General features: G+C 38.5%; 9 protein-coding genes. All 9 read right to left on the bottom strand.

Annotation, left to right across the window (positions count from 1 at the left end):
* Positions 1 to 4 precede the first annotated feature (4 nt).
* A complete protein-coding gene (locus tag RBU60_RS07160) occupies positions 5 to 1,090 on the bottom strand; it encodes a mannose-1-phosphate guanylyltransferase (protein ID WP_308864065.1) in 1,086 nt (361 codons plus the stop codon).
* Positions 1,091 to 1,095: 5 nt separating this feature from the next.
* Positions 1,096 to 1,692 (bottom strand): SprT-like domain-containing protein, encoded by a 597-nt coding sequence (locus RBU60_RS07155; RefSeq protein ID WP_308864064.1) that lies wholly within the window; start codon positions 1,690 to 1,692, stop codon positions 1,096 to 1,098.
* Between the two features lie 9 nt (positions 1,693 to 1,701).
* Positions 1,702 to 2,391 carry an SDR family NAD(P)-dependent oxidoreductase gene (locus RBU60_RS07150; protein WP_308864063.1) on the bottom strand — a complete coding sequence of 230 codons (690 nt, stop codon included), beginning with the start codon at positions 2,389 to 2,391 and terminating at the stop codon, positions 1,702 to 1,704.
* Between the two features lie 5 nt (positions 2,392 to 2,396).
* Positions 2,397 to 3,371 (bottom strand): M28 family metallopeptidase, encoded by a 975-nt coding sequence (locus RBU60_RS07145; protein ID WP_308864062.1) that lies wholly within the window; start codon positions 3,369 to 3,371, stop codon positions 2,397 to 2,399.
* 243 nt (positions 3,372 to 3,614) lie between these two features.
* Positions 3,615 to 5,345 (bottom strand): pyruvate dehydrogenase complex dihydrolipoamide acetyltransferase, encoded by a 1,731-nt coding sequence (locus RBU60_RS07140; protein ID WP_308864061.1) that lies wholly within the window; start codon positions 5,343 to 5,345, stop codon positions 3,615 to 3,617.
* A gap of 5 nt (positions 5,346 to 5,350) precedes the next feature.
* Positions 5,351 to 6,349 (bottom strand): pyruvate dehydrogenase (acetyl-transferring) E1 component subunit alpha, encoded by a 999-nt coding sequence (gene pdhA, locus RBU60_RS07135; protein ID WP_308864060.1) that lies wholly within the window; start codon positions 6,347 to 6,349, stop codon positions 5,351 to 5,353.
* Between the two features lie 97 nt (positions 6,350 to 6,446).
* A complete protein-coding gene (cdd, locus tag RBU60_RS07130; protein WP_308864059.1) occupies positions 6,447 to 6,929 on the bottom strand; it encodes a cytidine deaminase in 483 nt (160 codons plus the stop codon).
* An 84-nt stretch (positions 6,930 to 7,013) separates the two neighbouring features.
* On the bottom strand, positions 7,014 to 8,186 hold the full coding sequence (gene porV, locus RBU60_RS07125; protein WP_308864058.1) for a type IX secretion system outer membrane channel protein PorV: 1,173 nt from the start codon (positions 8,184 to 8,186) through the stop codon (positions 7,014 to 7,016).
* A 43-nt stretch (positions 8,187 to 8,229) separates the two neighbouring features.
* Complete coding sequence (gene porU / locus RBU60_RS07120) at positions 8,230 to 11,997, bottom strand: type IX secretion system sortase PorU (RefSeq protein ID WP_308864057.1); 3,768 nt, start codon at positions 11,995 to 11,997, stop codon at positions 8,230 to 8,232.
* Positions 11,998 to 12,113: the final 116 nt, after the last annotated feature.

Genomic DNA, 12,113 nt, shown 5'->3' with positions numbered 1-12,113 from the left:
TATCTTAGATAAGTTCTTCTCCAAATTTTTCCTTTACGGAATTTCTTAAACTTTTAATTTCTTGTTCATCGCTCTTAGGACAAATCAGCAAAACCTCTTCATTTTCTACGACAATATACTCATTTAAATCTTTTAGCACTACAGTTTTTCCTTTCGTCGTTCTCACGATGTTGCCCGAAGCATTCTCCATATACGATCTCGCGTTAACGACAACGTTGTCTTTTTCGTCTTTTTCTAGCTTATCGTAAAGAGATCCCCAAGATCCTAAATCGTTCCAATCGAACTTAGCGGGTAACACAGAAACCTTTTCAGACTTCTCCATGATCCCATAATCTATAGAAATATTTTCAGATTTTGAATAATTTTTTTCAATAAAAGCTTTCTCTGATTCCGTATTATAATCCTTCTTTCCTGCTGAGAAAAGCGAATACATTTCTGGCAAATGAGTTTCAAATGCAGAAAGAATCGCTTTTGCACTCCAAATAAAGATTCCCGCATTCCATACATAATTCCCTTCCTTCAAAAATGTTTTTGCGGTAGCGTAGTCTGGTTTTTCCGTGAAATTGATTACTTTTTTTATGGCCGTTTGATCCTGTTCTTCATATTGAATATAACCATATCCCGTGTGCGGAAAGCTAGGCTCTATCCCCAAGGTCATCAATAACTCACGATCTCGCTGGCAAGCATCAAAAGAAGCTTGTACGTTTTCTATAAAGGCAGCTTCATCTTCAATCCAATGGTCTGAAGGCGCCACAATCATCAAGGCTTCTGGATTTTCTTTTTGTATTTTTAAAGAAGAAAGCAAAATACAAGGCGCCGTATTATTCATAGAAGGCTCCAACACAATTTGTCGATCTTCCACTTTAGGCAATTGTTCTTTGACTAAATCTTCATAAAGTTCGTTGGTAAGAATATAAATATTTTCTGCAGGAATTAATTGCTCTAACCTAGAAAAAGTCTTTTGAATAAGCGTCTCCCCAGTTCCCAACATGTCATGAAATTGTTTTGGATATGCTTTTTTACTTAACGGCCAAAAACGTGAGCCTACCCCTCCTGCCATCAATACGGCATAATAATTTTTATGTTCCATCAACTTCAAACTTTTATTAACTCTACTTGGGCGTTGGGCTGAAAGATATACACTTTCCCCGATTCCATTTCTAAACACTCATAGCGTTTTACCCTCTTTTTTCCTTTTTTGAATATTCTCCCATTGGGAATTCTAAACGTACTCCCTGTGGGGATTTCAAAGATATAATTTTTATCAGTAGCCGGGTCATATTCTTTTAGTGCCACAGATAATACGGCATCGGTATCACTGCTTGCCGTCGGATTTTTAAAATGTCTTGCCAACAGTGGTAATAACCTTGACGGAAATATAGCCGGATTGATAAACGGCAACATCAATTGCTGAAACGTATGTTTCCATTCCCGACCGTGAGGTTTGATGTACCTACCGTATTTCTGAAAAGCCACCAAATGGGCTATTTCATGAACCAGCGTAATTAAAAACCTATATTTATTTAAATTGGCATTAATGGTAATCTGATGGGTTTTTCCCGTTTGCCTATAATCTCCATGCCGCGTTTTTCGTTCATTCACAATTTTCAAATGAATCGCATGACGCTCTATGAGCTGAAACAATGGTTGTACGGCTCTCTCTGGAAGGTATTTTGCTAAAACCTGTTGCATACTTTATACTTATGGCGTCGACTTAGAAACCTGAAGCATTTTCCCATTATAAAACTTATTCCCGGTTAAGGAAAAATCGGCGATGTATTGGGCCATTTCGTGAGCGGAGTTGGGCGCTTCATACCCAGGAAATGCTTCTTCTAACATTTCGGTTTGTACCGCTCCAAGCGCCAAGACGTTAAAACTAGGTCCGGTTTCTTTATATTCTTCTGCCAGAATTTCGGTTAAATTTATCACTGCAGATTTACTAGAACTGTACGCCGTTAAACCAGGAAACTTCATACTTCCTTGTACGCCTCCCATACTGCTTATAGTCACGACATGACCTTCTTTAGGCATTTTACCCATCAAACGCTGATTCAACTGAAAAACTCCAAAAACATTGGTTTGGTAAACACTCATTAACTCTTGTGCTGTAATCTCTGCGAAGGGTTTATTGATGATGCTTCCGGCATTGTGAATCAAAATATCCACACTGCCTTGCCACTGTTCATTCACAAATTTATCCAGTTGATCTAAGTCGTTTTCCTCATTTAGATTGAATGAAAAACTATGAATATTAGGATGTTTTAGGTTTTTAATCGGAGTATGATTCCGCGAAAGCGCTAATACCTGATGCCCTTCATCGGCTAAAATTTGCGCCAACTCAAAGCCTATTCCTCTACTGGTACCGGTGATAATTACTTTTTTATGATTCATTTCAATTATTTTAATCGGATAGATTTATCGTTTTCATTCGCCAAAGCTTCTACTCCTGTCGCCACTTCTTCTAATAAATGTAGCATATGCTTCATATCCAAAAATTCAATCTCATCATCTACGTGATGATAATAAGGGTAATTTTCAAAATCAAACGTACACAAGGTTTGTGCAGGCACGTTTAACTCTTGGTAAAAAGGATAGTTATCACTTCGCTTAAACAACTGGAAAGACTTTGCTTTTTCAAAAAATCCAAAGGTATTCTTTCCTGTTTTTTGATTAAAACTTTCGGCTAAAGTAGAATTATCAAAGCCCGTGAGGTAAGCCAAATAATCTTGATGCGGCAAGGGAACGCCAATCATCTCGAAATTAAGCATAAAATAAACAGGGGCATCTTCTTTCTTTAAGCGCTTCGCCAAATGCGTAGAACCTAAAAGTCCCAATTCTTCTGCAGAAAAAAGTACAAACATGATACTTCTCTTGGTATCTCGAGAAGAAAAGTACTTCGCCATTTCTAAGATAGCCACACTTCCTGCAGCATTATCATTGGCTCCATTGGCGATGGAATCCTTATTAATAATTTTCGCACTTTCGGTTTGCAGCCCAATATGATCATAATGTGCTCCCAGCACAATAATTTCATCTTTTAATTGCGGATCTGTACCTTCTTTAAATGCAACTACATTATATCCTGTTTTGTCTTTTACCTCAAAAGAATCTCTATAACTGGTATAATAAGGTTTTAAATTATAGTCTTTAAACACCTCCTCGGCGTAGGTGGCAGCGGTTTCAATGCCTTCACTTCCCGTGTTTCTTCCCAACAATTCGTCTGAGCTAAAAAACTGAAGCGATTTTTTTAGATCGCTTTCTTGAAATTCATAGTTTTCAGTTTTAACCGATGAATCTATAGATTGGGTTCCCGGTTTCTGCGCGCAAGCGGTAATGGCTACTAAAGCAATTAAATATATCATTTTTCTCATAGCGCTAAAGATAAAAAAATCCCGCTTTTTAGAGCGGGATTTTTAAGGTATTCTATATTTTACAAATTTGTATATCTGCTTTCAATCCAAAATTATTATTTGTCACCTTGAGCCTTTCGTCTCGACTCCCCGCCAGAATGAATTCTTTCGGGCTGGCACACGACGTGACATCGGAATTATTATTTGATTACACTGGGTGCTAAATGGATATCAATTAAAATTTAAGATCTTTTTCTAAGCGACTTAAGCCAACATCGTTACTGGATTTTCTAAATAACGCTTTAAAGTTTCTAAAAATTTAGCTCCTGTGGCGCCATCTACCGTTCTATGATCACAAGCCAAGGTTACCTTCATGGTATTCCCCACAACAATCTGACCTTCTTTTACCACTGGTTTTTCTACAATCGCTCCCACCGATAAAATAGCGGAGTTAGGCTGATTGATGATACTGGTAAATTCTGTAATTCCAAACATACCTAAGTTAGAAACGGTAAAGGTACTTCCTTCCATCTCTTTAGGTTGTAATTTTTTATTACGTGCTTTTCCTGCCAATTCCTTTACATTTCCTCCAATTTGAGTCATACTCATTTGGTCTGCAAAATTAAGCACAGGAACCACTAAACCTTCATCTACTGCTACAGCAACTCCAATATGAATGTGCTTTGCAATTTTTGTGGTATCGCCAGTCCATTGTGAATTCACTCGAGGGTGTTTTCTCAAAGCTATTGCTGACGCTTTTATCACCATATCATTGTAAGACACTTTCGTATCTGGTAAGGCGTTAATTTGCTTGCGAGAAAGCATCGCATTTTCCATATTCACTTCTACCGTTAAGTAGTAATGTGGTGCCGTAAATTTAGATTCTCCTAATCGCTTGGCAATGGTTTTACGCATTTGAGAGTTTTTGATTTCCTCAAAACTTTCTTCGCCTGCAGGCGTATACGTTTGCACTTGACTTTCTGCTTCTGGAGCCGGTTTTTCTGATTTCGCTTTCGCGGAAGCATCTTGTTTTTTAGGCGTATAGTTTTCGATGTCTTTCTTAACCACACGACCGTTTTCGCCAGAACCCTTTACCGTTCCTAAATCGATGCCTTTATCTGAAGCCATTTTTTTAGCTAAGGGAGACGCAAAGATTCGATCGCCGCTGGCATCTTCATGCTGTCTTTCATTAGATTCACTTTCTTCTGAATCGTCTTTATTCTCTTTACTATCTTTAGAATCCTTATCTTTTTTACGCTTAGAAGATTTATTTTTGTCACTACCAGTGCCTTTGAGCACGGCAGAAACATCGGTTCCTTCTGGTCCAATTACGGCCAACACAGCATCTACCGCAGCAGTTTCGCCTTCGGCTACGCCAATATGAAGCAAGGTTCCTTCATAGAAAGACTCAAACTCCATCGTCGCTTTATCGGTTTCAATTTCGGCTAGGATCTCTCCTTCCTCTACTTGATCTCCTTCTTGCTTTAACCAAGTCGCAACCGTACCTTCTTCCATCGTATCGCTTAGACGTGGCATTTTCACCACTTCTACGCCTTCTGGAATTTCGTTATCATCGCTGTCTTCTTCTGAATCTTCTTCAGACTCATCTGAATCTTCCTCAGATTCATCGTTCTCGTCTTTCTTGTTTTCTTCAGTAGAACCTTCCTCTTCTTTAGAATCCTTTTCATCTTCCTTCTTATCGGAATCTTCCGCTTGAGCTGAATTTTCTTTCTCTAAGATTTCAGAAATATCTTCTCCTTCTTCTCCAATAATGGCCAAGAGTTGATCTACCGGAGCAGAATCCCCTTCGGCAACGCCAATATGAAGCAAGGTTCCTTCATAGAAAGACTCAAACTCCATGGTAGCCTTATCGGTTTCAATTTCGGCTAGAATATCTCCTTCTTCTACTTGATCCCCTTTTTGTTTAAGCCATTGTGCCACCGTACCTTCTTCCATGGTGTCGCTTAAACGAGGCATTTTAATTACTTCTGCCATAAGAATTATATTTTATGAGGCGTGAAAGGGTAATCTTCTTGTTCGTAAACCGCATCGTACATTAAGCTAGTTTCTGGATATTCAGATTCGTCTGCGAATTTCTCACATTCAGTCACTAAATCTTTCACTCGCTTATCGATGGTTTTTATCTCCTCCTCGGTTGCCCAATCGTTTTCTTTAATTTTTTCTAAAACTTGGCTAATCGGATCAATTTTTTGATACTCTTTCACCTCATCTTTGGTTCTATATTTTTGAGCATCACTCATAGAGTGTCCGCGGTAACGATAGGTTTTTAAATCTAAAAAGGTGGGGCCACCGCCAGATCTAGCTCTATCAATGGCTTCACTCATCGCTTCTGCCACTTTCTCTGGGTTCATGGCATCTACAGGTCCGCAAGGCATTTCATAACCTAGACCTAGTTTCCAAATATCTTCGTGATTAGAAGTTCTCTTTACAGAAGTTCCCATGGCATACCCATTGTTTTCTACACAAAATACTACGGGTAGTTTCCAGTTCATCGCCATATTAAAGGCTTCGTGAAGCGTACCTTGTCTTGCCGCACCATCGCCAAAAAACGTAAGGGTTACATTGTCTCTATTAAAGTACTTGTCACCAAAAGCGATCCCAGCACCTAAAGGAATTTGACCTCCTACAATCCCGTGACCTCCATAAAAACGGTGTTCTTTAGAGAAAATATGCATAGAACCTCCCATACCTTGAGACGTTCCTGTTTTTTTTCCGTAAAGTTCTGCCATTACTTTTCGAGGATCTACTCCCATCCCAATAGGTTGAACGTGATTACGGTAAGCAGTAATCATTCTATCTTTATCTAAGTCCATCGCATGCAACGCACCAGCCAAAATTCCTTCTTGACCGTTATATAAGTGCAAAAACCCACGTACTTTTTGTTGAATATATACTTGCGCTAGCTTGTCTTCAAACTTACGCCAGAAAAACATGTCTTCATACCATTTAAGGTAAGTCTCCTTGGTGATTTCTTTCATGAAAATTATATTTTACCGCTAAGCCATTTTTAGCGAGAAACAAAAATAATATAATAACTACTAAAGGAAAAACTCTTTAGTGCATTAAAATTTATATTTATAAAAAACTGGCATCAAAAGCCAAAGGTAACAAATCTAACAATGCTTTTGCCTTGATGATCTTCCCTTCTTCTCCCATAAAGTAAATTTCTATAGGTTGGTCTTGTTTGACCTCATATTCTGCAATGGTTTGCCTACATGCGCCACAAGGTGCAATAGGCTCGGTCACCACTTTTGCAGAAGACTTGATGCAAATAGCCATGGTTTTCATTTTCTTATGAGGATACTGAGATCCTGCGTAAAAAATAGCGGTACGCTCTGCACATAATCCTGAAGGATAGGCTGCATTTTCTTGGTTACTTCCCGTCACGATTACCTCATCTTCCAATTGGATGGCCGCTCCTACTTTAAATTTAGAATAAGGGGCATAAGCTTGATCTCTTATCGCTTGAGCTTTCTTCATAAGAAGCCTTACCTCTGGCGGCAATTCTTCTATAGTATCAAAAACTTGAACCGTGGTGGTTATTTTTTTCTCTTTCATCTTATTTTTTTTGGCGCAACAATATAAAGCAAAAAAATGCCGAATTGCAATTCGGCATTTTAAAACTATCTTAAAACTGATGCTTTAGTATTCGCTATAGTCTTCTCCAAAATTAAAAGACAAACTAAATCTTAAGGTCCCTTCTAATGGATTTGCTACCGCTTTTGAAGTAGAGAACAAGTAAGAAACGTCAATTTGAGTAATAGAATATTTAAACCCAGCCCCTAAGGTTAAAAACTTTCTAAATCCTTTGTCTTCACTTTCATTAAAGTATCCTACACGGAAAGCAAAACTATCTTCGTACCAATATTCTGCTCCTAAAGACCAGGTGATTTCTTTTATCTCTTCACTAAACCCATCTGGTGCATCTCCCCAAGAAGAGAAAATAGAGCCAAAAGAGCTTTCGTTGTACCAATCATCTTCTGAGTTGATTCTATTGTCTCCATTAGAATCACTCGGCGTAGGTACCAATAATTTATTAAATTCCCCATAGGCACCAATCGTATTGGAAGCATCTAAGATGAAATCAAAGCCTAATCCTGCTTTAAAGTTAGTAGGAATAAAACTTTCTGATCCTGCGTCGTCATATTTTATTTTTGGTCCTATGTTAGAAATATTTACACCTCCACGCCAACGGCCATTAAAATCATTATAAGCAATCTCTTCACTTTGGTAAAAAGCAGAAACATCTACGCCAAAGGAATTGGCTGCACTGGCATCTCCATTAAGACCTGGTATTCTTAAATCTGAACGAATGTAACGCCCGGTTACCGCCATCGAGATTTCTTCTCCTAAACGTAAGGCATAAGATATATCCAAACCTAATTCATTAGGTTCTACAATTTGTGGTGCTTGGTCTGGCGTTTCTCTTAATTCGATTTCCCCCTGACCAAAGTAACGTAAGCTTGCAGATACCGCACTACGTTCGCTAAAACGATTATAGTACGAAAGCACTCCTAGATTAATATCGGTGACTAACTCTCTTAAATAAGGTACGTACGAAAGTCCTACCCCTTGTTGCTTTTCCGCGAAAGCGTACTTAGCAGGATTCCATTGTTGAGCATACACATCTACAGGAGTAGCCACCCCTTGATCTCCCATTCCAGAAGCTCGAGCATCTCCAGATATTAAAAGAAAGGGAACCCCAGTGGTAATTACCCGGTCTTTAATGGTGGGCGCAGGCTGCTCATTTTGTGCGTTTGCGTTATAGCTAAATAAGGCGATAGTTCCTAAGAGGAATACTGTTATATTTTTCATATAGTTTCTTAAAATGGTTGCAAATATATAGTTTTATTCGAGATTAAAGAATAACGAGTTTTTCAAATTTTTCTACTTTCTTATTGGTCAGCATAGATTTTACAGTTAATTTATAAATATAGACCCCTTTTCCTATGGCATCACCAAAATCATCTTTCCCGTTCCAAGTAATTTCTCTAGATAAGAATCCTTTGGTATTGATTTGCTGATTTCTGGTCCAGACTACTTTCCCCGTAACGGTAAACACCTGAACCTGTACGTCCAACGGTTCGAAAGGCCGGTTGTGATTGAACCAAAATTCGGTGTAATTATGAAACGGATTCGGATAATTTAACACATTGGTGATTTTTAAATCTTCATCTCCCGCAACCATAAATTGGATTTCTGCCGTACTGGAATTATTATATACATCCCAAGCTTTAAAGCTAAGCGTATGTAATCCCTCATCCAAATCTCTTAATTTATAATTGACAGATCCACGCATATAATCATCGAGTTCGGTTTCATAAAAATCGTTGACTACAAAAGGTTCGGTTTCATCGCCATCAAGAATAGCGACTAGATCGTGACCTATTCCGCTGGCAGTATTAATTCCGTTCTCATCTTCCAGTTTTGCGAGTAAAAAAGGAGAAGAATTGGTAATCCCCCCCGAAACAAAACTTTCGTCGTTCATATATAACTTAATTTTTGGCCCTATATTATCTTCAGGGGCATCTTCATTTATTCCGCCCACGAGAATATCATTATTATAGCCTTTATTATCTTGCAGCGCATTTCCTTTTTCGGCATAAAAACTCACCCTCCCATTTCCTACCGGGATCGCGATATCTTTGGGCGCCACAAAATCAAATTCAAATTTCCCGTTACTTACCGAAGCTCTTCCTCTAAAGATAATTTCACCCAAGGTGGTAAAATCAAAAAAGCCACTATCATCATTATTTAAGGTCGTTCTATCAATGCGTTTATCAAATATAGTCGTAGAAAGCTCGCCATTATAATTGTTCAACGTTCCACCTCCCGCATTGACTAACTCTCCAGCCACTTTTACATAGCCCAAGGCTTTTATGGTGTCGATCGACTGACCGATGGGAACATCATTAATGGCGGTTAATCTTACTTGAGGATCTGGAAGTTGCAATTTCATGGCGGGATCTCCAAAATAAAAAATCACTCTTCCCCCGCCCCCCAAGGTATTTTTTCCTTTTCGTACTGCTTCGGCAATGCTATCATCTCCGCCAGTATAATTAAATAAAAAGGGAGCAAAATCATTATTAAAAGCCACCCCCGGAGATACTCCAATAGAACGCGTAGTGGTGACCATGGCCACAGAACCGCTTTTTTCTCGAAACAAATTGGTTTCTCCAGGTGACACTCGTAACGGGTTGTCAAAACGGGTAAACTCACAGGTTACGGTCACAAACACATTATACCTATTTTCATTTTCCCAGTTTTCTATATCCTGAACGGTTACAATTCGCTCTGTTGCCAATCCATTTTCTCCTCCGTGTCCTAAATAATTTATCACACTGGCGCCTACTTCTATAGCATCAGATATGGCTTCATTTACTTCGGGATACCTAAATCCTCCAGAGGTAGACACTTGTTGATACGCATCACTATGTATTTTTTTAACGTTAATAAAAGGCTTATTAGCAGAAATATTATCTCCCAGCGCATCTAAAGCCTCCTGAATCTCATAACCTCCAGAACCAGTGTTATCGGCGTCATCAGAAATTAGCACAAAATTGTTGCGCCAGCTCCCGTAGGATTCTTTATTTTCATAAGCAATAATCTTATCTACCCATGTTTTTGCAAGTTGTGGTGTATCGGCTAAAATTCTCCCCACGGCAATATCCAATTTATCCGCAATACCCATAGAGCCTTCTTGGGGATCCATCATTCCGTAGAAATCATCTGAAGCAGCAGAACTAGAACTTACCGCTAAACTATAGGTGCTTTGAAAAGTAGGCACAATATCGTTGTTGTTTTGCAACCTATTTTTATAATCTACGGAAGCATCCCCAAAAAGCCCTACGTACTTAATTCGGTTTGCAGGGGTAGAAGCATTGTCATAAATGTATTTGATAAAATTACGAATGGCGCCAATATCTTTTTTCCCAGAATTAAACTCGGTATAAATATCATCTACCAAAACGACTTTAACTACCAATCCATCTTGATCTCTTCTGAATTGCGCTAAGCGATTGGCTTGATTCAGCAGACTTTGATTGGTTACAATCAAATAATCCAAGTCTTGAAAATTCCCTTGATTGTCTTTAAAGACGTTTCCTTTTAAATTAAGATTGTCCACCTTAGGATTGGCTTCTTTTAAAGGCGTATAATAATCATTTGGAGAAATCGCCATATAGGTACGCTTCTCTCCCATCACCGCTTTAAAACTCATACTCCCCGCATTACCTACATTAGAAATAGCTTTTACATTCTGGCTATTCGTGATATCCCATATTTGTGAAATGCCAGCGGTATTTTGTACATTGTACTGCCCAATACCAGAAGTCATCGCAGCCTCTTTATAGGTAAACTGCATTTGTGTATTGTCTGCTTTAAGTGCACGTTTTGCTTGCACGCGTAAATAATCTAAATAACCTAAACTAGAAGGGTTTCCTGCATTGCTATACACTAAATCTAAGGTAATATCGTCCCCACTCACCGTTGCCTGGTTGGTTAAGCTTCCTACTGCTGATTTTGCATACACATCATCACTTATAGTTCCAAAAGTTAAGCTGGTTAATCCCTGCCCGTTAACAGACACCTCCATACTGGTATTACTTTCTGATGCCGCTACAGCATCGAGTATAACATTTACGGGTGCTGAGGCGATGCGGTTTTTAAAATTAAATTCGTACGATCGTTCATTTTCTACATCAAAGCGATCCCCAAACCATTTTCGTCCCGCTTTAGCAACACTGTACTCATCTACTTCATAAATTTGCTCTTCATCAAAAGTATCTATACTTAACTGGGCATTTCCTGAAGGTTCTGCATAAGCCGAAACTCTTAACCCAGGATTACCGCCAGAAGTGATGTAATAATAAGAGCGGTCTGCATATAGATTTTGCGTAGTTTCATTTTCTTCATTCCATGAATTATGTACGGCCTTGGCATAGAAAAGAACATAATCACTTCCGTCAAAACTGCCGTCTTCTCCCCCTATGAGCTGAATAGAAATTTGAGGCAGGTCATAAAATTCGTTTTCGTTATTCCTTAACGGAAGCATTTCTCCTCCGTGACCATAAATTTTTATAGCACTAGGATTAGAAAGGTCTACACCTAAACTGTTTAAAAAAGACTTAGATAGTTTATAAACTCCGGTTTTGGGCACATAAAACCGAGCCCATTGCCCTGAAGCTAATACTGAATTAGAAATAGAAGGTGTATTGGAAACCGACAAGGCTCTTCCAGAACTCTTTGTATAACTAAAGCTAATGGAGCTTATTCGCTTGATCATTCCATTTTGACTCACTAAGGGATTCACTGAAGCCACAAAATAATTTTTATCTCTAGCCTTAGTGCTTTCGAGTTCTATAAAAGGAGAAGACGGAATCGCATTTCTGTTAACTTGTGACAAATCTAGATTTTTACCGCTAGAGGCATAGGAAACACTTTTGACTTGGTAGGAACCCACATTTCCTTGCTCTTCCCATTGCGAGATATAAAGGATTTGCTGAGCTTGGGAATCCATAGAAAAACCTGATTTTTTCTGAAAATTATCGGGAATCAACAAAGTTTTTTCTTGAGCAGAAAGGCTCAGTGTTCCTAAAAAAAATAAAATGTACAAATACTTCATCATCAAAATAAACGTTAAATATATTATTGTAGTATATTTACTGCTTTCAAAAATAAATTAAATAATCAACATACGATTCTTTATATAGAGACGTTATTCTAATTAAGAATTGCGCAAAA

The organism is Mesonia profundi, from assembly GCF_031085155.1.
In the GTDB taxonomy this organism is placed as follows: domain Bacteria; phylum Bacteroidota; class Bacteroidia; order Flavobacteriales; family Flavobacteriaceae; genus Mesonia; species Mesonia profundi.
This window is presented reverse-complemented; position numbering and strand designations above follow the sequence as displayed.

Coding starts and splice junctions, on each gene's coding strand:
- porV (WP_308864058.1), bottom strand. CDS start 8,186: ATGAAAAATATAACAGTATTCCTCTTAGGAACTATCGCCTTATTTAGC.
- RBU60_RS07150 (WP_308864063.1), bottom strand. CDS start 2,391: ATGAATCATAAAAAAGTAATTATCACCGGTACCAGTAGAGGAATAGGC.
- RBU60_RS07160 (WP_308864065.1), bottom strand. CDS start 1,090: ATGGAACATAAAAATTATTATGCCGTATTGATGGCAGGAGGGGTAGGC.
- porU (WP_308864057.1), bottom strand. CDS start 11,997: ATGATGAAGTATTTGTACATTTTATTTTTTTTAGGAACACTGAGCCTT.
- cdd (WP_308864059.1), bottom strand. CDS start 6,929: ATGAAAGAGAAAAAAATAACCACCACGGTTCAAGTTTTTGATACTATA.
- RBU60_RS07155 (WP_308864064.1), bottom strand. CDS start 1,692: ATGCAACAGGTTTTAGCAAAATACCTTCCAGAGAGAGCCGTACAACCA.
- pdhA (WP_308864060.1), bottom strand. CDS start 6,349: ATGAAAGAAATCACCAAGGAGACTTACCTTAAATGGTATGAAGACATG.
- RBU60_RS07140 (WP_308864061.1), bottom strand. CDS start 5,345: ATGGCAGAAGTAATTAAAATGCCTCGTTTAAGCGACACCATGGAAGAA.
- RBU60_RS07145 (WP_308864062.1), bottom strand. CDS start 3,371: ATGAGAAAAATGATATATTTAATTGCTTTAGTAGCCATTACCGCTTGC.